Genomic DNA, 21,931 nt, shown 5'->3' with positions numbered 1-21,931 from the left:
CCTATCCCGCCTACCCCAGCCGCAACATCTCAATCTGCTCCAAGCTGCGCCCCAAAAACCGCTCGCCGATTGTTTGAAAGCGCAGCGGAATATCCGACACATAAAAGCGGTAATCGGGCGCGGCGGTTTGCGTGTTCAGCAAATCGGCGGTGGCAAGAGCCTGCGCGGCGGCTTCGGCGGTGGTGGTGGAGCTGTCCACCAGCTCAATGTGCGGCGCTTCCTGCTTGATAAGCGGCTTTAACAGCGGAAAATGCGTGCAGCCCAAAATCAGCGTGTCAATTTTGTCTGCCAGCAACGGGCGCAGGTATTCGCGCACGGTGAGCCGTGTTACTTCGTGTTCCAGCCAGCCTTCTTCCACCAACGGCACCAGTAAGGGCGCGGCTTGCGACAGAATGCGCGTGTCGGCGTTGCGTGCGCTGATGGCGCGGGCGTAGGCATTGCTGTTTACCGTGGTGCTGGTGGCAATCACGCCGATGTTGCCGTTGCGCGTGGTCGCCAGCGCGGCTTGTGCGCCCGCTTCAATCACGCTTAACACGGGCATATTGCCCGCCATCTGCTGCACGCGCTGATGCGCCACCGCCGCAATCGTGTTACACGCAATCACCAAGGCTTTCACTTGATTTTGCAGCAAAAAATCCACGATTTGCGCGGTAAAGGTTTCAATGGTGGAGCGCGATTTCACGCCATAGGGCACGCGCGCCGTGTCGCCAAAATAAACGATATTCTCGTTGGGCAGGCGTTCCATCAGGGCGCGGACAACGGTTAAACCGCCCACGCCCGAATCAAACACGCCGATGGGATTAGTATTCATGGTTGCACTCAAAACAAGATTTCAGGCTGCCGTAAATAGACAGAGCAAAGGCAGCCTGAAAAACAAAAACGCGCATTTTACCCGCAAAGCCGTTTTCAGGCAGCCTGAAACCCAAAGCGTGTTGATTGGCTTTTCCGCCCCGGCAAAACACCCGCACAAACCCGTGCAAAAACCAAACCGATAGCGTATCATTCAGCCATTTTTGCCGCCCGCCGCCCGTTATCAAAGCTAACACATTGATTAACAAGCGATAGAGCAAACACGCTATCCCCATTTTGCGAGACGAAACCATGAAACCCATCTATCTAGATTTTGAACAACCCATCGCCGAGCTGAACAACAAAATTGAAGAATTGCGCCTTGTGCAAGGCGATTCTGCCGTGGATATTTCCGATGAAATCAAACGTTTGCAGAAAAAAGCCGCCGATTTAACCAAATCCATTTTCGCCAAACTCACCCCCGCGCAAATCTCGCAAATCTCGCGCCATCCGCAACGCCCCTACACCCAAGACTACATCAACGCGCTGTGCACCGATTTTCAAGAGCTGCACGGCGACCGCCATTATGCCGACGACCACGCCATCATCGGCGGCGTAGCCCGTTTTAATGGGCACAGCGTGGTGGTGATTGGGCATCAAAAAGGGCGCGACACCAAAGAAAAACTGCACCGCAACTTCGGCATGCCCCGCCCCGAAGGCTACCGCAAAGCCCTGCGCCTGATGCACCTTGCCGAAAAATTCCGCATGCCCGTGCTCACCTTTGTGGACACCCCCGGCGCGTATCCGGGCATCGGCGCGGAAGAGCGCAACCAATCCGAAGCCATCGGCAAAAATCTTTACGAATTAACCAAATTGCACACCCCCGTTATCTGCACCATTATCGGCGAAGGCGGCTCGGGCGGCGCGCTGGCGATTGCGGTGGGCGATTACATCAATATGCTGCAATATTCCACCTATTCCGTGATTTCGCCCGAAGGCTGCGCGTCCATTTTGTGGAAAACCGCCGAAAAAGCCCCCGAAGCCGCCGCCGCACTGGGCATCACCGCCGACCGCCTGCACAAACTCGGCTTAGTGGATAACGTGATTAAAGAACCATTGGGCGGCGCACACCGCGATTACGCCGAGCTGATGAACACCGTGAAAACCACGCTAGAACAACAAATTACCCAAGCGCAAGGCATGCGTTTGGACGATTTACTCTCGCGCCGCTTTGACCGCATTATGAACTATGGGCAATTTATTGACAAAAACAAGTAAACCACCCAAGGCAGCCTGAAACCCAGCCGCTCCTAAAACCAAACCATGTGCAAACCCGTGTTCGCAAGATGATTGTTAATGCGGGTTTTCGGCTTGATGGGTTTTCAGGCTGCCTCACGATTGCCCGCCATCAAAGGCAGCCTGAAACAAACATCCCCCGACTGTGCCATGAATATTCTCAACCTCACCGCCCGCCCCATCACCCTAACCGATGCCGACACCAGCCGTCCCATCGCCCTCACCCTAAACCAAATCCAACAACAGCTCACCCACTACCCGCCCAGCGACTACGCATGGGGAACCGCCATCCAAACCGTTGAAGACGCGCTCTACCCGCTGCGCGACTGGCGGCAAAACACCCAGCCCCTCGCCGTCCAAGGCGCAGAATTATTGCTCACCCTGCCCCACCAAACCCATCCACACGGCGCAACCATCACGCGCGACACGCTGGAACACGCCTTTGTCGTAGTCGCAGGTTATCGCCCGCAACACAGCTTACCGTCGCTGCCGCAAACCACCGCCTTTTGCGCCGTGTTGCTGCTGTTGCGCGAATGGGCGCACCACTTGGACTACGAAACCCTGATTTTGCTCAACGAATCCCAAAAGGCAGCCTGAAAACGCAAAAGCGCGGCGATGACTTGCGGTTTAACAGCCGCCCAATCCTTTTCAGGCTGCCTCAACCATCCAATGCAGCCTGAAACCCAAAATGGAACGGCGGCGGCTCGCTGCCACAAATAACAAGTAGGGTGTGTAGCTTTGCCACGCACGCCGTTCCCAATACCACAACTCACCGCGTGCGTGCCTACGACACACACCCTACACCGCCAAATCAGATATTGTTTTATTTTGGTTCACTATAAAGCCAAAACGAAAACAGCCCATCCCCCACCAACTGCGACGTAGGGCGTGTAAACGTGTTCATGCCCTACGTTTGGCAAAGCCAAATAGCACAACGGCAACGCCCTACTTATCGTTTTATTTTACGTCCCCATAAACCCCACCCCAAAAGGCAGCCTGAAAACCCCTGCCAACCACCACCCCCACGCTTTTCAGGCTGTCTCCCCCCCACCATGAAAAAATCCCGCACACAACGCCCCCAATCCCCCCTTATCCGCCGCCTCCTCTACTTCTGGCTGCCCCTCGCCGCCCTACTGCTCGGCATGGGCTACTTCTCCCAAGCCCGCTACAACCCCGCCAAAGAAGCCAAAGCAGGGCTAGACCGCCTCAACTACTGGCGCACCCAAGCAGGCTTGCAACCCCTCGCCCCCAACCCCCAACTGCAAAAAGCCGCCCAAAACCACGCCAACTACCTCAGCCGCCACCCCGAAGGCCACAACGAAACCCAACGCAGCCACCCCAGCTACACAGGCGCAGCCCCCCAAACCCGCGCCGCCGCCGCAGGATACAGCGCAGGCGTCGCCGAAAACCTCACCATCAGCAACTTCGCCCGCTCAGGCAGAACCAGCACCGACAGCCTCATGACCGCCCTCTACCACCGCCTCGCCCTGCTCACCCCCACCCACAACGAAGCAGGCGCAGCATGGGTGCGCGGCAAATACACCGCCTTCGTCGTAGAACAAGGCAGTAGCCACGAGCGCGAACTCTGTGCCCAAGCCGACCAACTCGCCCAAAACCGCAGCCGCTACCTGCTCACCCTACCCTGCAACGGCGAACGCACCAGCATCCCACTCGACGAACTCCCCCCCGAACACCTTGCCCCCGTCAAATTCCCCATCGGCAACAACATCGACCCCAGCTACGACGGCAAAGAAAACCCCAACCCCATGCCCACCCGCAACCCCGTTGGCAACCCCGTCAGCATCGCCTTTTACGGCAACCAAGCCCCCATCACCCTACACCGCTTCACCCTACGCAGCAGCCACGGCGAAATCGCCAACCCCACCATCCTCACCGCCGCCAGCGACCCCAACCACCAACTGCAACCCAACGAATTTGCCCTCTTTGCCCCCAAGCCCCTAGACTACAACACCGAATACACCGCCCAATTCGTTTACAGCCAAAACGGCAAACAACACACCGAAACATGGACATTCCGCACCCGCAAAAAACGCCATTGGTTTGAATAACCGCGCCCCAAAGCAAAGGCAGCCTGAAAATCCTTTAACTACACTCACACCCCCACCACCATGACCCCAGAATCCCTAATCGAAGCCGCCCTGCTCACCCAAACCGAGCCCCTCAGCGAAAAAGCCATGCGCGAACTCTGCACCCCGCCCCTTTCCCCCGACAAACTCATCGACGTATTAGGCAGCCTGAAAGCCCGCTGGCAAAACCGCGCCCTAGAACTCGTGTACAGCGCAGAAGGCTGGCGCTTCCAAATCACCCCCGCCGCCTACCCACAACTCGCCAGCCTCAACGACACCCGCACCCCCCACTACTCCCGCGCCGTCATGGAAACCCTCGCCATCATCGCCTACCAACAGCCCGTAACCCGCGGCGACATAGAAAACATCCGCGGCGTCAGCGTATCGCAAAACGTCATGCAAACCCTGCAAGAGCGCGGCTGGATAGAAATCATCGGACAGCGCGACAGCATCGGCAAACCCTCACTGTGGGCGACCACCGACCAATTTCTCAGCGACCTGCAACTCACCAGCCTCGCCGAACTCCCCCCGCTCACCGAGCTGGGCGAACTTATCCTGCCCGAAATCCCCGAACTGTTTAGCCCAAACGAAGAAGCCAGCAGTACAGCCGAACCCGAGCCCGTATAACCCCGCCAAGCCCCATTTTCAGGCTACCTTTCCCCTTGTTTACCAGCCATCTTTCAGGCTGCCCATTGCCTATTTTTCGCCCGCGCAGGCGTTTCGCCGCCTACCACGAGCAGGGGCAAGCCCCTGCACCCCGCGCAACATCAACCGTTTAAGCAACCCATCACCCACCACGATGGAATAACCAACACAAGCGCAGCTTATTCAAACGCGCGATTTTGGCGACAGCCGTCGCCGTTCCATTTTCAGGCTGCCTCATTCTGCACACAAAAGGCAGCCTGAAACCTTTGCAAAACCTGCAACCAATGGAGCGTCGGCGGCTCGCCGACATCTTGGCAACCAGCAAAGTTTGTTTAATTCGCCATTTCGCAACAAGCCCTCCTACACCATTTTCAGGCTGCCCCATTATGCAAACAAAGGCAGCCTGAAAAACAAAACCGTTTGGTATTGCGCCAAACGGTTTTTTTACTGGATAGATTGGCTTTCAGGCTGCCTAACGCTTCACAACTGCTTGATACTACTGCCCTCTCCCCTACGTCCAGCCGAACGCAGCATTTTTTTTTCGGGAAAAAGCGTGCGCTTGTCCGACGACGCGCGTAGCGCGGCTAGTTCGCACGCGCCGAAAAAAGGATGCAGCCTTCGGAAAGTTTGGCGTGCCAAACCTGCACGTCAGGGTCGCCTTTCTTTTGCTTTGAACCTGTGTTCATTATCCGCGTGAATAGATTTTGCGGCATAAAAGCATGGATACAAGGCGCAAAGCGCAGCAAGGTTGGATACCTTGCGAGCATTTGCAACGCAGTAGCCATGTTTTTAGGACGCGAAAGCTATCGCGTGGATGATGAATACAGGTTCACACTTTGGCGAAGCAAAGAAAAGTAAGTGCCCCGTCGGCACGAGACGCATGGTTAAAATCACACCCAAAGCTAACCACAAAGCACAAACCATTTTCAGGCTGCCTCATTCTGCACACAAAAAGCAGCCTGAAAACGCATCTCAACACATTTTCAGGCTGCCTCAACCACCTCCATCACTTAAACAGCAACATCAACACCAACACCAGCGCAATCACCCCCAGCCAAAAATTCTGCCGCCGCTGACTGTGAATCAAATGCAGCGTTGCCTGCCGCATTTCATCCTGTTTTTTCTCGTCCACCAGCGCGGCAACTTTGCGCGGCAGGCTGGGCAGAATTTCCGCCCAATCAGGGGCTTCGTCCTTCAAATTTTTCAGCAGCGCGCGCACGCCAATTTGGCTGTCCATCCATTTCACCAAAAACGGTTTTGCCGTTTTCCATAAGTCTAAATCGGGGTCTAGCTGTCGCCCCAAGCCTTCAATGTTTAACAGCGTTTTTTGCAGCAACACGAGCTGCGGCTGAATTTCCACATTAAAACGGCGGCTGGTTTCAAACAGGCGCATCAACACCATGCCAAACGAAATCTGCGACAGCGGCTTGTTAAAAATCGGCTCGCACACCGTGCGCACCGCCGCTTCCAAATCTTCCGCCCGCGTATCAGGCGGCACCCAGCCGCTTTCAATGTGCGCCGTTGCCACTCGATGATAATCGCGGTTAAAAAACGCCAAAAAGTTAATCGCCAGATAACGCTTGTCATACTCCGTCAGGCTGCCCACGATGCCGAAATCCAGCGCGATATACCGCCCGTCTGCCGCCACCAAAATATTACCGGGGTGCATATCGGCGTGGAAAAAGCCGTTGTTGAACACCTGCGTGAAAAAAATCTCCACGCCGTAACGCGCCAGCTGTTTCAAATCGATGCCCTGCGCTTTCAGGCTGCCGATATCCGAAATCGGCGTGCCGTCCATCCATTCAATCGTCAGTACCTCGCGGCTGCAATAATCAAAAAACACCTGCGGCACAATCAACTTATCGCTGTCGGCAAACTGCCGCCCCAGCTGGCTGGCGTTCGCCGCCTCGCGCATCAAATCCAGTTCATCGTGCAAATATTTGTCAAACTCCGCCACCACCTCGCGCGGCTTCAAGCGCTTGCCATCGGCAAACACGCGCTCAATCCACGTCGCCGCAAAGCGCATCAACGCCAAGTCCTGTTCAATCACGCCCAGCAAATTGGGGCGCAACACCTTCACCGCCACCGCTTCGCCGCTAAACAGCCGCGCCCGATGCACCTGCGCAATGGACGCGCTTGCCACAGGCTCGTCGCCAAATTCTGCATACAATTCATCAATTTGCCGCCCCAGCGACGCTTCAATCTGCTGGCGCGACAACGCTGCAGCAAACGGCGGCACTTTATCCTGCAACTTCGCCAGCTCCGCCGCGTAATCAGGCGGCAGCAAATCGGGGCGCGTGGACAGCACCTGCCCCAGCTTCACAAAAATCGGCCCTAGGCTTTCCAACGCCAAGCGCAGCCGCACAGGCAATGGCTCGCCCGCAAACTGCTGCGATTTGGGCAGCCGCAACGCCAGTTTTTGCAACCAGCGCAAGCGAATATGCGGCGTAACCATATCGGCCAAACCATAGCGATACAGCGTTTTCAGGATAACGGCGGGGCGGGAAAACCATTTCATAGCGGGCAATCGTAAACAGTGAACAAGAAAACGCGATTATAAAGGTTTTGCGGCGGCGAGATGGTTTTCAGGCTGCCTATCCATCCCCGAATAGGCAGCCTGAAAATCAACTTCACACTACTGGCTCAACACATCCACGCCTTTGGGCGGAGTAAACGTAAACGCGCCGCGCGATAAATGGGCGTTGGTGTTCACGCCGCCAAAGCTGATGCTGGTTTGGTTGCCGAAGCTGTCTTTCAGCTCCATCGCCGCCAGCGTGTCGCCTTTAAAGCCGATGCGGATAAATTGATAGCCCGCGTTGTTTTTCTTCGGTGTGGCGAGCACATAATCCACGCCGTTTTTGCTGCCGTCTTCTTTAAGCGAATAGCTGGCATCCAGCGCGGTTTTGTTAGACAAAATAGCCGCGGGGCTGTCGCCAATGGCTTGGTTTTGGTCGGACTTGGTAACTTGTTTTAATTCAATATCATACAACCAAATGGTTTTGCCATCGCCCACAATGGTTTGCTGATAAGGCTTGGTGTATTCCCAGCGGAACAGCCCTGGCCGCAAGATTTTGAAACTGCCCGAGCTGATTTGCGTTTTCTTTTTGCTGCGCACGGTTTGCGTGAACGAGCCGCTGATGCCGTCTGCATCGTCGTTAAACTTTTTCAGCGCATCAATCGCGCCCGCTTGGGCTTGAGCGGCAAACGCGGTGAACAAGGCAGCGGCAAATAGGGTTTTCCAAGTTTTCATCATTTAGTCCTTATAGTAGTTGCGTTACAATACAAGAACCTGCATTCAATTTGCAGGTTCTAACAAGCAGCGCGGATATTAGATACTTTCAGGCAGCCTGAAAAGCCTTTCACGCTGTGTAAAATGCATGATGCGCGATAACCCATTCAATCCAAACAACAAAATTCATTTTGGTTTACCCAATTTTAAATCATGACTCATTTTTATACGCAACTGGAACACGCTCTGCGCGAAACCAACCCCACGCGCAAATGCAAGCAAACGCTGGCGTTGTATCAACAATATCAAACAGGCAGCCTGAAAATCGTGAACGACAGCCCTGTGCACGATATTCAAATCGCAGGCCGCCCCGCGCGCCCCGAGCTGGTACCTGCCACGGCGGTGGACAAGCGCAAAACCAGCACCGCCGAAGGCTACGCGGCGATGTTGCACGCGATTGCCCACATTGAATTTAACGCGATTAACCTTGCGCTGGATGCGGTGTATCGTTTTCGCACGCTGCCTGCGCCGTTTGCTGAAAACTGGCTGCAAGTGGCAAAGGAAGAATGCGAACATTTTGCGCTGATGCGCGCACGGCTGAACGCGCATGGCTACGACTACGGCGACTTCACCGCGCACGCGCATTTGTGGGACATGGCATACAAAACGGCGTATGACCCTTTGCTGCGGATGGCGTTGGTGCCGCGCGTGCTGGAAGCGCGTGGGCTGGATGTTACCCCCGCCATTCGCGCCAAGGTGGCGCAGCGCGGCGATGATGAAACTTGCGCGGTGCTGGATATTATTTACCGCGACGAGGTAGGACATGTGCGCTTTGGCAACCATTGGTATCAACACCTTTGCCGCGAGCGCAATCTTGACCCGCAAGAGCTGTTCCGCCGCTTGCTGCGCCGCTACGATATGTTTATTTTTCGCGGGCACGTTAATCTGGAAGCGCGGGAGCAGGCGGGGTTTAGTGCGTTTGAACTGGCGATGTTGGAACATTTTGAGGCGAGTTTGAAGGTGTAGCACACGCTATTCAACAATAGGAAATAGATAAAATGAATACAGAGAAAATAACATTTAATGTTATGGTTATGGATTTAAACATATTGGAACAAGCAGTAAAGGAGTATAACGAAAGCCCTCACGCTCATGTTTATTTTGAAATTATTTCTGAAATTGAAGATGAATTGAATCTTGCAACTATTCAAGCCAGCGAAAATAACATTGATGAGGTGTTTAGGCTGGGTTATAGATTAGCCGTTCTTGAAAACGATTTACGCGACAAAGGCGAGTTTGATTTCTAAAAGGCAGCCTGAAAATGCCCCAACCCTTCTACATCGCCGCAGGCGCAATCATCGGCGCGCTTATCCGCTGGCAGCTTGCCGCATGGTTCAACCCAAGCTGGGCAGCATTGCCGCTGGGCACGCTGCTCGCCAACCTGATTGGCTGCTTCGCCATCGGTGCTGCTCTCGCGCTCAATCTGCCCACCAACATCAAACTATTCCTAATCACAGGCTTGCTCGGCAGCTTGACCACGTTTTCCACCTTTGCCGCCGAATTGGTGCAACTGAGCCAACGCCAGCAATGGCACAATTTGCTTACTGCGCTGCTGCTGCATTTGGGCGGCGGCGTGGGCGCGGTGGTATTGGGCGCGTGGCTGGTGGGCAAGCTGGCGCGATAATTACGCAATAGCCTGTTTGGTTCAACGCAAAGGCAGCCTGAAAACAGAAAAACCGTTTTCAGGCTGCCTTTATTGGCGTTAATAGCCATGTTTACATCGCGCCGTAATTCGCCCCGCCCCCGCCTTCGGGGCAAGTCCATTCAATGTTTTGCGTGGGGTCTTTAATGTCGCAGGTTTTGCAGTGCACGCAGTTTGCCGCGTTAATCTGCAACCGCGCCGCGCCGCCCTTTTGCACGATTTCATACACACCAGCGGGGCAATAGCGCGTTTCGGGCGAGGCGTATTCCGCCGCGTTCACATCCAGCATCAGGCGCGGATGGCGCAGGCGCAGATGCACGGGCTGGTTTTCTTCATGCGCCACGTTCGCCAGCTGCACGCTGCTGAGTCGGTCAAACGTAATCTTGCCGTCGGGCTTCGGATAATCAATCGGCTGGCAGGCGGCGGCTTTTTTCAGGCTGCCGTGGTCGGTGCCGTGGTGCTTAATCGTCCACGGCGCGCGCCCTTTGAGCAGGTAAAACTCCAAGCCCGAATAAATCATCGCGGGAATTAAGCCCCATTTAAACGCGGGGCGGATATTGCGCGCCTGATGCAATTCTTGATACAGCCAACTGTTTTGAAACAATTTTTCGTATTCATCGGCTTGTTTACCGCTTTCAGGCTGCCTATCGCCCAAATCGTCCAACAAGGGGAAAATAGCTTCTGCCGCCAGCATTGCCGATTTCATCGCCGCGTGCGAGCCCTTAATGCGCGGTACATTCAAAAAACCCGCGCAATCGCCAATCAACGCGCCGCCTGCAAACGCCAAATGCGGCAAACTCTGCAAACCGCCTTCCACCAACGCCCGCGCTCCATACGCCACGCGCCGCCCGCCTTCCAGCATTTTGCGGATGGCAGGATGCAGCTTCCAGCGTTGCAATTCTTCAAAGGGCGAGAGATAGGGATTGGCGTAATCCAGCCCAATCACCATGCCCAGCGCAATTTGGTTGTTGTCCAGATGGTAAACAAACGCGCCGCCATAAGTGCGCTGATCCAGCGGATAACCCACCGTGTGCTGCACGCGCCCCGCGTGGCATTGCTCGGGCGACACTTCCCATATCTCTTTGATGCCCAAGCCATAAGTTTGCGGCTGGCAATCGCGGTTTAGCGCAAATTGCGCCATCACTTGCTGCGTGAGCGAGCCGCGCGCGCCCTCGGCAAACAGCGTTTGCTGCGCGTGCAATTCCATGCCCGCTTGGAAATTTGCCGTGGGCGCGCCGTCTTTGCCCACGCCCATATCGCCCGTTGCCACGCCTTTGATGCTGCCGTCGGCGTGGAACAGCAATTCGGTTGCGGCAAAGCCCGCGTAAATTTCCACGCCCAAGCCTTCCGCCTGCTCTGCTAGCCAGCGGCACAGCTGCCCCAAGCTGATGATGTAGTTGCCGTGGTTATCAAAATTTGGCGTAACAGGCAGCCTGAAAGATTGCTCGGTGGTTAAAAACAACACTTCGTCTTCGGTAACGGCACGCGAAAGCGGCGCATTCAGCTCGCGCCAATTGGGCAATAATTCATTCAGCGCAATCGGGTCAAACACCGCGCCCGACACAATATGCGCGCCCACTTCGCTGCCCTTTTCCAGCACGCACACGCTGATGTCGCGCCCAGCATCCGCCGCCAGCTGCTTCAATTTAATCGCGGCAGACAAGCCCGCTACACCCGCGCCCACAATTACCACATCGTATTGCATCGCATCGCGTTCAGTTTGGTTCATGGTTGGATTCCTTGTTGATTATGTTTTTTCAGGCTGCCTTTGCGCCGCATTCCAAGCGCGGCATGGTTTTATTTTGGATAACGGCAGCACAAATTGAATAAAACAGATTTCAGGCTGCCTTATTACGGATTAGGGCAGCCTGAATGGTTGGTTATGATGGGCGCGATTTTAACATTTTTTACCGCCGCCAACCTTTATGCCCGCGCCAAATACTGCCAAAATACGCCGTTTTTTTAACCCAAGCGCACATCATCATGAACAAAATCGCCTTATTGCTCTGCGCCGCCCTGCTCGCCGCCTGCGCCGCGCCCACGCCACACAAAACCAGCCACCACAAACCGCGCAACAGCAGCAAAACCAGCCGCCCCGCCACCCCCGCCATCAGCGAAGTGGACACGCTCGGGCTCTTGCTGCAAGCCGAACAAAACACATCAGGCAAAACCCGCAGCGTGTTATACGAAGCCCGCCGCGCCACCTTAGACCACGGCACCGTTGTGCGCGGCAGCTGCTGGGACTACCTTGACCACATCTTCACCAAAGCGGGCGTGCCGCGCATCCTGCGTCAAACCGCCTACCAAAGCAAAAAATCCGGCCCCTACGCCGCGCCCAACCAAATCCGCGCAGGCGATTGGCTGTATTACATCAACTACGACTACCACAACATAGAACACAGCGGTCTGTTTATCGGCTGGACGGACTACGCCAAAAAACAAGCGCTGGTGTTGAGCTATGCCGGCAGCGGGCGCAACGAAGCCGCGCGGTATAAAATTTACGATTTGTCGGGCGTTTACCAGATAACACGCGCGCAGTAAGCCGTATCCGCCATCCAATCACCAAAAGGCAGCCTGAAAACGGGTTTAACCGCTTTCAGGCTGCCTTTTTTGTTGCGCCCGATCTGACTTTGGCGGCATGGCATGGTGGCATCGCGTTGCCCAATCGCGCAGCGCATGATTGGAAAGCCGCCGACACCTTATCCGCCATTAGCCGCCAAGAAGCCCCGCAACGTTTTCAGGCTGCCTTTGCGCCGCGCATCAATTCGCTCAACGCCCAGCGCGGCTTCACGTCAAACGCGCCCGCGGCTTGGGCAGCCTGAATGCCGTGTTGCAAGCGCATCGCGCCGGCAAAGGCAATCATCGCGCCGTTGTCGGTGCAAAAGGCGAGCGGCGGGAAATAGGTGCGCACGGCTTCGGGCGCGGCTTTGGGGTGCGATTGGACTTTCAGGCTGCCTAAGGTTTCGCGCAGTTTCCAGTTTGCGCCCACGCCGCCTGCCACCACCAAACGGCGAAAGCCTGTTTGCAGCAGCGCGGTTTGCGCTTTGGCGGCAAGCACGTCCACCACCGCATCTTGAAAGGCGCGGCAGATGTCGTTGCGCGTGGCTTCGGGCAGCGGTGCATCATCGGGCAAGCCGAGTTCGGCGCTGGTTTTTTCTACGGCGGTTAAGATGGCGGTTTTTAAGCCTGAAAAGCTCATTTGCAGGTCTTTGGAATGCAGCATGGGGCGGGGGAAATGGAATTTTTCAGGCTGCCCCAGCTTGGCAAGCTGCGATAATTCTGCGCCTGCGGGATAGCGCAAACCCAATAGTTTTCCTGTTTTATCAAAGGCTTCGCCTACGGCATCGTCCACCGTTTCGCCCAAGAGTTCGTAATCACCAAAGCCGCGCACCGCCATAAATTGCGTATGCCCGCCCGACACCAAGAGCGCTACAAACGGAAACGCGGGCTTATCCTCCGCCAGCAGCGGCGAGAGCAGATGCCCTTCCAAATGATGCACGGGCAGCACGGGCTTGCCCAGCGCGAGTGCCAAGCCGTTGGCATACGCCGCGCCCGCCAGCAACGCGCCGCCCAAGCCCGGCCCTTGCGTGTAGGCGATGGCATCGATGTCGGCGTAATCGGCGTGGGCTTCGCCTAGCGCGGCTTGGGTGAGCGGCACTAGGCGGCGGATGTGGTCGCGGCTGGCAAGCTCGGGCACAACGCCGCCGTATTCGGCGTGCATCGCCATTTGCGTGTGCAGTTGGTTGGCAACGAGGCCGCGCTCGGTGTCATAGAGCGCGATGCCTGTTTCGTCGCAGGAGGATTCGATTCCGAGGATAAGCATGGTGGGGTCTTTCGTGTAGCGTGTTTCAGGCTGCCTTGGGAGATGCGGCAGCCTGAAAATGAAACAAGGTTGGTTGGCTGATGGCGGGGCAACGATTTCAGGCTGCCGTTGGCGGGCGTTTGGGCAGCCTGAAAATGGAAGGGCGCGGCGGCTTGGATGGCGGCGGTTATCGTGGCAATTATTTAGGTTGCGATGCATGACGTTGTTTTTCCATGTGCTGCCGTTCAAGGTGTTGGCGCAAATCAAACGGCTTGGGTTCGTTTATCCATGCAAAAACGTGATACCACATCACCGCCGCGCCAAACAGGCTGACCGCATAAAAAAGCACGCTGTGATTGTGTTCGTTGAGCCACAGCAGGACAAAGCCGTAAACCGCCGCAAAGCCCAAGCAGGCAAACAGGCGGGACCAGCTAAAATCATCAATCAAGATGGCAACAGCAAAAAAAGCCGCGAAAAGATTAAACCTGAGAATAATCGTGTCCATTTTGTCGCTCCTTGTTTGCCAAAGGCAGCCTGAAACCCATGGGGCGCGGCAAGCATGTTTACCCTTTCAGGCTGCCTATCCGCCGCATCCGTCTGAACATCATCCCGCCCAAAAGCAGCCTGAAACGCCGCCCTACTGATTCTTCCGAATCCACCCCAGCCATTTCTCAAACAATTCAGGCTGCACCGCCGCCACCGCCGAGCGTTTAAACGCGTGCAAGCCGCTCCAAAATTCGTCGCCTTCCAGCGTTGCCAGCAAGCCGCCCGCTTCTTCCAAAATCAACGCGCCTGCCGCGTAGTCCCACAAATTCTGCCCGCCGTGCACATACACATCCAGCCGCCCCGCCGCCAAATAGCACCAATCCAACGTGCTGCTGCCCAAGCAGCGCAGCGTGCCAAACGGCGCAAAATGGTTGATGCTGTTCGCCAGCCTTGCCGAGCGCAAGCGTTTCACATCCACGCCCGCCAAGGCTTCGTGCAGTTTTTTTGGCGCACAGCGCAGCGGCAAGCGCGTATCGTTTAAAAACGCCCCGCCGCCGCGTTCTGCCGAAAACAGCTCGCCGCTAACCGGATTGAAAATCGCGCCCAGCTGCGCCCGCCCCTGCGCCACATAAGCCACCGACACGGCAAAATGCGGCAGCCCGTTCACAAAATTGTTTGTGCCATCAATCGGGTCAATCACCCACAAGCCCGAATGCGCGTGCTGCGCCCACAAAGCCTGCTGCTCGGCGGCGGCCATTTCCTCGCCCAACACCGGCGCAGCAATGATTTGTGGCAGCCTGAAAACCAATTTCGCCTGCGCCGCCAAATCCGCCTGCGACAACACGCTGCCGTCTTCCTTTCGCGCACTTTGCACACGCAAAAAATACGGCATGATTTCGTTTGCCGCCACCTCGCGGATTAAGTCGTGCAACAAGTTCATCGGTTTCATAGCGGCTTTTGGTAAAATGCAGGGAACGCAATTTTAACATATCCTTACGTTATGCCACGCTTCTATCTCCCCGCCCCCCTAGCTCCGCACACCACGTTTAGCCTGCCCGATAACATCGTGCGCCACATCCACGTTTTGCGGCTTAACGCAGGCGACAACATCACCCTATTCAACGGCACGGGCAGCGATTTTGACGCCACCTTGCAAGAAATCGGCAAACGCCACGCCGAGTGCCACATCACCGCCCAAAGGCAGCCTGAAAACGAAAGCGCCCTAAACATCACGCTGGTGCAAGCCGTTTCCAGCGGCGAGCGCATGGATTTCACCCTGCAAAAAAGCGTGGAACTGGGCGTGCGCGCCATCCAGCCCATGATTAGCGAACGCTGCGTGGTGCGGCTTAGCGGCGATCGAGCCGACAAGCGCGTGCAACGCTGGCAAGACATCGTCATCGCCGCCTGCGAACAAAGCGGGCGCAGCATCGTGCCGACTGTGTTGCCGATTGTGTCGTTTAGCGACTATCTGCGCCAAATGCCACCAGAATTGCACCTGATGATGAGCCTGCGCCGCGCCCAAGCCCTGCGCGACATCGCCCCCGTGTCGCAATCGCTGCGCCTGATGATAGGTCCCGAAGGCGGCTGGACACCTGCCGAAGAACAAGCCGCGCTGGATGCAGGCGTGCAAACCATCACGCTGGGCAAACGCGTATTGCGCACCGAAACGGCGGCGATGGCGGCGATGGCGGCGATGCAAGTGTTGTGGGGGGATTTTTGAAACGGGTGAGATTGGATTTTAGCTTCGCTGAAACTCGCTTCGCTCGTTTTCAGGCTGCTTAATCGGCGGGCAATGTTTATGTTCATCCATCGCGCCGAACGTGTTTCAGGCTGCCTTGTTGTGCAAACAATGGGCAGCCTGAAAGAAAATAAACGAATAGTAGGCTGGGCATGAATGCCCGACCTAATCATCTCTCCCAGTTTAATCGGGAGCGTAAGGGTTTCTAAATTTATAATGCGGTTCGTTCTGGGGAAAACATCCATCATGCCCGCTGCGAATACCAAGCAATCTAGACGGACTTATCCAAGAAGCCTCATTTGAAGGCATCCAAGTATATTTATATAGTGCAGTTTTGGCTTCCCAATCATAGTAAAGAATGCTATTTAACTTTGTGTAACTATTAAAGTTATTATATGAATAATAAATTAAAACTCGCTTATAGGTTACATCATGTAAATTATATCTAACCCCTCCAAAAATTAGATAATCGGGATATTTTTGTCGTTCTTCCTTAGATATGTCATACAAAACAGATTTAGTTCCATATTTGGCAAGTTCTGCCAAAGCATCGCGCCCACCTATCATTTCAACCCATTTTTCATACGGCACATAAACGGTTACTTTGGCTTGCTTGCAGGCTTCTTTGCCTGCTAAATAAACTTTATAACCGTCAATAACCATATATAACCACCAGATACCAAATGTCAGCATAAAGCCGATAAAGGCAGTAATGCGTGCGGCTCCTTTATCTTTGATACGAATTAACGGCAAAAATGTAGCAAGGCAAACAATGATGAACCACAAAGCCAAACAGAACAAAATGGCAAAACCTAGCATGATTTTCTCCTATTGGATTGAATAGTTTTGTAAACAAGTAAGTAGGTAGCATTTTGCCCAACGTTTTTAAATTGCTCAATATTTTTCGGGCATCAATGCCCAACCTACTTACTTCGGTTAGCATCATTTATCTGCGCCCAACTTTATTTCAGGCTGCCTTTGGAATGCTGGCACGCGGGCGCAAATATTGGGCAGCCTGAAACCATCATCCGCGCCCCCTACGGCTTGCTGGCAAGCCGTGCGCTGGCTTAAATCATCGGCAGCCTGAAATCTAAAATGGAACGGCGACGGCTCGTCGCCAAAATCGTGCATTGAATAATCTGTGTGCTTGTATTTGGTACAAATGTCGGCGAGCCGCCGACGCGCCATCGGTTGTCGGTTTTGCCAAGATTTCAGTCTAAAAAACAAAAAGCAGCCTGAAAACAGTTCTACCCATTTTCAGGCTGCCTTTAAGCGACTTCAATCAATCCAATTTCTTAAAGTGGCGACGGCGTTCCAGCTCGCTCAAATAACGCTTACGCAAGCGGATGGATTGCGGCGTAATCTCCACCAGCTCATCATCGTCAATAAACTCCACCGCGCCTTCCAGCGTCAATTTAATCGGCGGCGTTAAGCGCACCGCTTCATCCGTGCCGCTGGCGCGCACGTTGGTGAGTTTTTTGCCTTTGAGCGGGTTCACCACCAAATCGTTGTCGCGGCTGTGGATGCCGATAATCATGCCCTCGTAAATCTTATCGTTGGGCGACACAAACATCCGCCCGCGGTCTTCCAGATTCCACAGCGCATAAGCCACCGCTTCGCCCTGCTCCTGCGACACCAGCACGCCATTGTGGCGGCCGGGCATATCGGGTTTAACGGGCGCGTAATCGTCAAACACATGGCTCATCAGGCCTGTGCCGCGCGTCAGCGTCATAAATTCGCCTTGGAAGCCAATCAAACCGCGCGCGGGGATATGGTATTCCAAGCGGGTGCGCCCGTTGCCATCGCTTTCCATATTGGTCAATTCGCCACGGCGGCGACCCAATTCCTCCATCACCGCGCCTTGGTTTTCATCGGGCACATCCACGGTTAAATTTTCATATGGCTCGCATTTTTGCCCGTCAATCTCACGGAACACCACGCGCGGCTTGCCCACTGCCAATTCAAAGCCCTCGCGGCGCATATTTTCCAGCAAAATGGTTAAATGCAACTCGCCGCGCCCCGACACGCGGAACACGTCGGCATCCGCCGTGTCTTCCACGCGCAGGGCAACGTTGGTGAGCAATTCGCGCGTTAAACGATCGCGGATTTGGCGGCTGGTAACAAATTTGCCTTCCGTGCCCGCCAATGGCGACGTGTTCACCATAAAGTCCATGGTCAAAGTCGGCTCGTCCACGCTCAACATCGGCACGCCCACGGGGTTTTCTTTGTCGCAAATGGTGACGCCGATGCCGATTTCGTCAATGCCCGAAATAATCACGATGTCGCCCGCTTCGGCTTCCTCTTGCGGCACGCGCTCCAAGCCTTTGAAGCCAAGCAGTTGATTGATGCGCCCTGTGGCGATTTGGGTTTCGTGGTTCATCACGGCAACTTGCATCCCTGGGCGGATTTTGCCGTTCAAAATGCGACCGATGCCAAGGCGACCGGTGTAGTTGTCGTAATCCAGCTGCGAAATTTGCAGTTGCAGGGGGGCGTTGGCATCGCCGCTTGGCTCGGGCGTATGTTTCAAAATGGTTTCAAACAGCACGCGCATATCGGTTTCGCTGCCGTCTTCTTCCAAACGGGCAAAGCCACTCAAACCCGATGCGTACACAATCGGGAAATCCAGTTGCTCATCGCTTGCGCCCAAGCTGTCAAACAATTCAAAGGTTTGGTCAATCACCCAGCTGGCGCGGGCGGAAGGTTTGTCAATTTTGTTGATGACCACAATCGGGCGCAAACCCAGCGCAAGGGCTTTTTTGGTAACGAAGCGGGTTTGCGGCATCGGGCCTTCTTGCGCGTCCACCAGCAGCACCACGCAGTCCACCATGCCGAGTACGCGCTCCACTTCGCCGCCAAAATCGGCGTGACCCGGGGTATCGACGATGTTGATGTGGTAGCCGTTGTATTCGATGGCGGTGTTTTTGGCGAGAATGGTGATACCGCGCTCTTTTTCTAGGTCGTTGCTGTCCATCACGCGCTCTTCTACTTGCTGATTGGCGCGGAATGTGCCTGATTGACGCAAAAGTTGGTCAACAAGGGTGGTTTTGCCGTGGTCCACGTGGGCGATGATGGCGATGTTGCGGATGTTTTTCATGGCGATTGTTTTGCCTTTTTGATTGGTTTGTACTGGTTTACCAAAACAAAAGCCGCTTGGGGGCGGTGTTTGCGTAAACGAGAGGGTTGAAATAAGAAAACCGCGCATTGTAGCACGATTGTGGTTTTCAGGCTGCCTTTGCGTGCGCTCGGATGGCTAAGGCAGCCTGAAAAAAGGGAAGCGGGGTTTCAGGCTGCCGAAATATGGAACGGCTCGCCGCCATGCGTTTTCAGGCTGCCTTCACTATAAACATAAACGCATGACAAACCTAAATACATGGCGCGAACGGTAAGGCAGCCTGAAAATGCGTTCCTCCGCTTTCAGGCTGCCTTTTATTATTTGCCTTCTTCCGCCTCTTCGGGCTTTTCATAATCCATCAGCGACAAACCGTCCAGCGAGCCGTCTTCGCCCGCCGTGCCGTTTTTCTTGCTGTTCAGCTTGATTTGCAAGCGCAAGTCGTTTTCCGAATCGGCGTTGCGCAGCGCGTCTTCGTAGGAAATCATGTCGGCTTCGTATAGGTCAAACAGGGCTTGGTCAAAGGTTTGCATGCCGATGTCGCGCGATTTTGCCATGATGTCTTTGATGCCGTGCACCTCGCCGTGCAAAATCAGCTCCGAAATCAAGGGCGAATTGAGCAAAATTTCCACCGCCGCGCTGCGCCCTTTGCCCGTTTTGCGCGGAATCAGGCGTTGCGAAATAAAGCCTTTCAAGTTGAGCGACAAATCGGTCAAAAGCTGGGTGCGGCGCTCTTCGGGGAAGAAGTTGATGATGCGGTCAAGCGCTTGGTTGGAATTATTGGCGTGCAGCGTTGCCATGCACAAATGCCCCGTTTCGGCAAACGCCAGCGCGTAGTCCATCGTTTCGCGGTCGCGGATTTCACCAATCAAAATCACATCGGGGGCTTGGCGCAAGGTGTTTTTCAGCGCGGCAAACCAGTTTTGCGTGTCCACGCCCACTTCGCGCTGCGAAATAATGCAGTTTTTGTGCGGGTGCACATATTCAATCGGGTCTTCAATGGTGATGATGTGTCCGTTGCTGTTTTCGTTGCGGTAGTCAATCATCGCCGCGAGCGAGGTGGATTTGCCCGAGCCTGTGCCGCCCACAAAAATCACCAAGCCGCGTTTTTCCATCACCACGTCTTTTAACACGGGCGGCAGTTTCAAATCGTCAAATTTGGGAATATCGCTGGTAATCACACGGCAAACCAACGTTGCCGCGCCGCGTTGAATCATGGCGTTAATCCGAAAGCGCGACACGCCCGCCAAGCTGATGGCGAAGTTGCATTCGTTGGTTTCGGCAAATTCGATGGCTTGTTTTTCGTCCATAATGGAGCGGGCGATTTGCGCGGTGTGCTCGGCGGATAGCGGTTTGTCGCTTAATTTGGTTACTTTTCCGTCCAGCTTCATGGCGGGCGGATAGCCTGCGGTGATGAATAAATCCGAACCTTTGTTTTTCACCATGTGGGTCAACAGGTTATGGATAAATTTCTTCATTTCTTCGTTTACGGGGGCGATGGTGGTTGTCATGGTTTCTCGCGTTATGTCGGGTTAAAAAATGTGAATTTTAGCGATTTTAGAACCTGTGTTCACTATTTTCATCGGTAGATTTGATGACATAAAAGCGCGGATACAAGGCAAAAAGCGCAGCAAGGTTGAACACCTTGCGAGCATTTTTAACGCAGTAGCCGCGTTTTTAGGGCATGAAAGATGCCTATGAAAAGAGTGAATACAAGGTTCTTAGTAGCATTTGTCGTGCCAAAGTACCACGCTTTTATTTGTGTTTGTAACAAAGTTTCGCGCTTTAAAATTCTAATAAAATAACTTTTTTCAAACTATTGTGTGTTAAGTTTCGTTGATTTAAGATAATGGTTGAATAATAAAAATAAAGCGAAATACAGCTTCACAAGTTTTTTGGCTTTATTTGAGTAAGGAAACCATGCTATGCAACAAGCGGTTGTGTTAGACAAAATCGATTTAAAAATCCTGCAAGTGCTACAAGAAAACGGGCGGTTGAGCAATGTGGAATTGTCAGAGCGGGTTGCGCTGTCGCCATCGCCTTGTTTGCGCCGTTTGAAACAGCTTGAAGACAACGGCATCATCCGCCGCTATGCCGCGCTTTTGTCGCCCATGTCGCTGGGTTTGGGCTTGCAAGTGATGATTCGCGTAACCACCGACAAATCGGCGCAGGCGCGCGGTGAATTTGAGGGCGCGGTGCGGACGTGGACGGAAGTGTTAAGCTGCTTTGCGCTCACGGGCGAATCGGATTATCTGCTGCACGCCTTTTTCACCAACATGGATGCATTTTCGCATTTTGTGCTGGATGTGTTGCTTTCGCACAATTGCGTGTTGGATGCCAAATCAAGCTTTGTTTTAAAAGAGATTAAAAGCACCACCGCGCTGCCGCTGGGGCATTTGGCATAATGGCGGCACGGGCGTTTTCAGGCTGCCTTAAAGGCGGGCAAACTGTGTATAATTGCGCCATTGCATTGTTTGACAGCCTGAAATCATGTTAATCGCGCTCAACAAACCCTATGGCTATATCTGCCAATTTTCGCCACACGAAAAACACCCCAATTTGAAAGAATTGGTAAACGTGCCCCGTGTTTACCCCGCCGGGCGGCTGGATACCGACAGCGAGGGCTTGCTGCTGCTCACCGACAACGGTCAACAACAAGCGCGGATTGCCAGCCCAAAATTCAAACTTATCAAAACCTACTGGGCGCAGCTGGAAGGCACGCCCAATCCCGAACAAATCGCGCAATTGGAACAGCCCATGGATTTGGGCGACTTCATTGCCCGCCCTGCAAAAACTCGCTTGCTTACCCCCGCCGAAACCGCCCGCATCTGGCCGCGCAATCCGCCCGTGCGCTATCGCAAAACCGTGCCCGATTTCTGGCTGGAAATTCAAATTGCCGAAGGCAAAAACAGGCAAGTCAGGCGGATGGCCGCCAAAGCACACTATCCCTGCTTGCGGCTGGTGCGAACAGGCATCGGGCGCATCAATTTATTTGATTTAGACTTGCCACTCGGACAGTGGCAACCCTTAACCACTCTACCCTAACGG

26 protein-coding genes are annotated in these 21,931 nt (G+C 54.4%); 14 read left to right on the top strand and 12 right to left on the bottom strand.

The genetic code is table 11. The features are described from left to right. Positions 1-10: 10 nt before the first annotated feature. Positions 11-811, bottom strand: a complete 801-nt coding sequence (gene murI / locus H3L93_RS04255) for a glutamate racemase (protein ID WP_003796501.1) — start codon at positions 809-811, stop codon at positions 11-13. On the opposite strand from murI, the gene H3L93_RS04250 reads away from it, so the two are divergent. The 5 genes from H3L93_RS04250 (at position 810) to scpB (ending at position 4,799) form a co-directional block, all read left to right on the top strand. Further along, positions 810-995 carry a hypothetical protein gene (locus tag H3L93_RS04250; protein ID WP_040558671.1) on the top strand — a complete coding sequence of 62 codons (186 nt, stop codon included), beginning with the start codon at positions 810-812 and terminating at the stop codon, positions 993-995. The two genes, murI and H3L93_RS04250, sit on opposite strands and share 2 nt — an antisense overlap. A 106-nt stretch (positions 996-1,101) precedes the next feature. After that, on the top strand, positions 1,102-2,067 hold the full coding sequence (locus tag H3L93_RS04245) for an acetyl-CoA carboxylase carboxyltransferase subunit alpha (RefSeq protein WP_003796505.1): 966 nt from the start codon (positions 1,102-1,104) through the stop codon (positions 2,065-2,067). Between the two features lie 72 nt (positions 2,068-2,139). After that, positions 2,140-2,682 (top strand): hypothetical protein, encoded by a 543-nt coding sequence (locus tag H3L93_RS04240; RefSeq protein WP_155803142.1) that lies wholly within the window; start codon positions 2,140-2,142, stop codon positions 2,680-2,682. Positions 2,683-2,987: 305 nt separating this feature from the next. Next, complete coding sequence (locus H3L93_RS04235) at positions 2,988-4,154, top strand: CAP domain-containing protein (protein ID WP_246313996.1); 1,167 nt, start codon at positions 2,988-2,990, stop codon at positions 4,152-4,154. Positions 4,155-4,214: 60 nt separating this feature from the next. Continuing rightward, positions 4,215-4,799: an SMC-Scp complex subunit ScpB gene (gene scpB / locus H3L93_RS04230; protein WP_003796511.1), complete on the top strand. Its 585-nt coding sequence runs from the start codon at positions 4,215-4,217 to the stop codon at positions 4,797-4,799. Positions 4,800-5,823: 1,024 nt separating this feature from the next. On the opposite strand, the gene ubiB is transcribed toward scpB, so the two are convergent. Further along, entirely contained in the window at positions 5,824-7,335 is a 1,512-nt protein-coding gene (gene ubiB, locus H3L93_RS04225) for a ubiquinone biosynthesis regulatory protein kinase UbiB (protein WP_003796516.1), read from the bottom strand. A gap of 117 nt (positions 7,336-7,452) precedes the next feature. After that, on the bottom strand, positions 7,453-8,067 hold the full coding sequence (gene lolA, locus H3L93_RS04220) for an outer membrane lipoprotein periplasmic chaperone LolA (RefSeq protein WP_155803200.1): 615 nt from the start codon (positions 8,065-8,067) through the stop codon (positions 7,453-7,455). 192 nt (positions 8,068-8,259) lie between these two features. On the opposite strand from lolA, the gene H3L93_RS04215 reads away from it, so the two are divergent. Genes H3L93_RS04215 through crcB form a run of 3 tightly spaced genes read left to right on the top strand, consistent with a single transcriptional unit; the run spans position 8,260 to position 9,730 of the window. Further along, positions 8,260-9,072 (top strand): ferritin-like domain-containing protein, encoded by an 813-nt coding sequence (locus H3L93_RS04215; protein WP_003796521.1) that lies wholly within the window; start codon positions 8,260-8,262, stop codon positions 9,070-9,072. A gap of 32 nt (positions 9,073-9,104) precedes the next feature. Next, positions 9,105-9,353 carry a hypothetical protein gene (locus H3L93_RS04210; RefSeq protein ID WP_003796523.1) on the top strand — a complete coding sequence of 83 codons (249 nt, stop codon included), beginning with the start codon at positions 9,105-9,107 and terminating at the stop codon, positions 9,351-9,353. 14 nt (positions 9,354-9,367) lie between these two features. After that, on the top strand, positions 9,368-9,730 hold the full coding sequence (gene crcB, locus H3L93_RS04205) for a fluoride efflux transporter CrcB (RefSeq protein WP_003796525.1): 363 nt from the start codon (positions 9,368-9,370) through the stop codon (positions 9,728-9,730). Between the two features lie 91 nt (positions 9,731-9,821). On the opposite strand, the gene H3L93_RS04200 is transcribed toward crcB, so the two are convergent. Beyond that, entirely contained in the window at positions 9,822-11,477 is a 1,656-nt protein-coding gene (locus H3L93_RS04200; protein ID WP_003796527.1) for an electron transfer flavoprotein-ubiquinone oxidoreductase, read from the bottom strand. 93 nt (positions 11,478-11,570) lie between these two features. Between H3L93_RS04200 and H3L93_RS04195 the strand changes: the two genes are divergently transcribed. Then, entirely contained in the window at positions 11,571-11,714 is a 144-nt protein-coding gene (locus H3L93_RS04195) for a hypothetical protein (protein WP_155803143.1), read from the top strand. A 17-nt stretch (positions 11,715-11,731) separates the two neighbouring features. Next, positions 11,732-12,289 (top strand): hypothetical protein, encoded by a 558-nt coding sequence (locus H3L93_RS04190; protein WP_040558867.1) that lies wholly within the window; start codon positions 11,732-11,734, stop codon positions 12,287-12,289. Here the strand turns inward: H3L93_RS04190 and H3L93_RS04185 are convergent. The 3 genes from H3L93_RS04185 to H3L93_RS04175 form a co-directional block, all read right to left on the bottom strand. After that, positions 12,265-12,426 carry a hypothetical protein gene (locus H3L93_RS04185; protein WP_003796532.1) on the bottom strand — a complete coding sequence of 54 codons (162 nt, stop codon included), beginning with the start codon at positions 12,424-12,426 and terminating at the stop codon, positions 12,265-12,267. The genes H3L93_RS04190 and H3L93_RS04185 overlap by 25 nt on opposite strands. 59 nt (positions 12,427-12,485) lie before the next feature. Further along, the gene (gene tsaD / locus H3L93_RS04180; protein ID WP_003796533.1) at positions 12,486-13,571 is read right to left on the bottom strand and encodes a tRNA (adenosine(37)-N6)-threonylcarbamoyltransferase complex transferase subunit TsaD; all 1,086 of its coding nucleotides are present in this window, start codon (positions 13,569-13,571) and stop codon (positions 12,486-12,488) included. Between the two features lie 178 nt (positions 13,572-13,749). Continuing rightward, entirely contained in the window at positions 13,750-14,055 is a 306-nt protein-coding gene (locus H3L93_RS04175; protein ID WP_003796535.1) for a hypothetical protein, read from the bottom strand. A gap of 1 nt (position 14,056) precedes the next feature. Here H3L93_RS04175 and H3L93_RS04170 point away from each other — a divergent pair, with 1 nt between their 5' ends. Continuing rightward, positions 14,057-14,194 carry a hypothetical protein gene (locus H3L93_RS04170; protein WP_155803144.1) on the top strand — a complete coding sequence of 46 codons (138 nt, stop codon included), beginning with the start codon at positions 14,057-14,059 and terminating at the stop codon, positions 14,192-14,194. Here the strand turns inward: H3L93_RS04170 and H3L93_RS04165 are convergent. Beyond that, positions 14,188-14,985, bottom strand: a complete 798-nt coding sequence (locus H3L93_RS04165; protein ID WP_003796538.1) for an inositol monophosphatase family protein — start codon at positions 14,983-14,985, stop codon at positions 14,188-14,190. The two genes, H3L93_RS04170 and H3L93_RS04165, sit on opposite strands and share 7 nt — an antisense overlap. 51 nt (positions 14,986-15,036) lie before the next feature. On the opposite strand from H3L93_RS04165, the gene H3L93_RS04160 reads away from it, so the two are divergent. After that, entirely contained in the window at positions 15,037-15,756 is a 720-nt protein-coding gene (locus H3L93_RS04160; RefSeq protein WP_003796540.1) for a 16S rRNA (uracil(1498)-N(3))-methyltransferase, read from the top strand. Between the two features lie 201 nt (positions 15,757-15,957). On the opposite strand, the gene H3L93_RS04155 is transcribed toward H3L93_RS04160, so the two are convergent. The 4 genes from H3L93_RS04155 to H3L93_RS04140 all read right to left on the bottom strand — a co-directional run bounded on the left by H3L93_RS04155 (position 15,958) and on the right by H3L93_RS04140 (position 20,394). Continuing rightward, on the bottom strand, positions 15,958-16,593 hold the full coding sequence (locus H3L93_RS04155) for a hypothetical protein (RefSeq protein WP_003796543.1): 636 nt from the start codon (positions 16,591-16,593) through the stop codon (positions 15,958-15,960). Between the two features lie 123 nt (positions 16,594-16,716). Continuing rightward, the gene (locus tag H3L93_RS04150; protein WP_155803145.1) at positions 16,717-17,001 is read right to left on the bottom strand and encodes a hypothetical protein; all 285 of its coding nucleotides are present in this window, start codon (positions 16,999-17,001) and stop codon (positions 16,717-16,719) included. Positions 17,002-17,056: 55 nt separating this feature from the next. Then, entirely contained in the window at positions 17,057-18,868 is a 1,812-nt protein-coding gene (gene typA, locus H3L93_RS04145) for a translational GTPase TypA (protein WP_003796547.1), read from the bottom strand. 335 nt (positions 18,869-19,203) lie between these two features. Next, positions 19,204-20,394: a PilT/PilU family type 4a pilus ATPase gene (locus H3L93_RS04140; protein WP_003796552.1), complete on the bottom strand. Its 1,191-nt coding sequence runs from the start codon at positions 20,392-20,394 to the stop codon at positions 19,204-19,206. 414 nt (positions 20,395-20,808) lie between these two features. Between H3L93_RS04140 and H3L93_RS04135 the strand changes: the two genes are divergently transcribed. Further along, entirely contained in the window at positions 20,809-21,288 is a 480-nt protein-coding gene (locus tag H3L93_RS04135; protein WP_003796556.1) for an Lrp/AsnC family transcriptional regulator, read from the top strand. An 85-nt stretch (positions 21,289-21,373) separates the two neighbouring features. After that, positions 21,374-21,928, top strand: coding sequence for a pseudouridine synthase (locus H3L93_RS04130; protein ID WP_003796557.1), 555 nt, complete (start codon positions 21,374-21,376; stop codon positions 21,926-21,928). Positions 21,929-21,931 lie beyond the last annotated feature (3 nt).

This window comes from Kingella oralis (assembly GCF_014054985.1).
In the GTDB taxonomy this organism is placed as follows: Bacteria; Pseudomonadota; Gammaproteobacteria; order Burkholderiales; family Neisseriaceae; genus Kingella_B; species Kingella_B oralis.
This window is presented reverse-complemented; position numbering and strand designations above follow the sequence as displayed.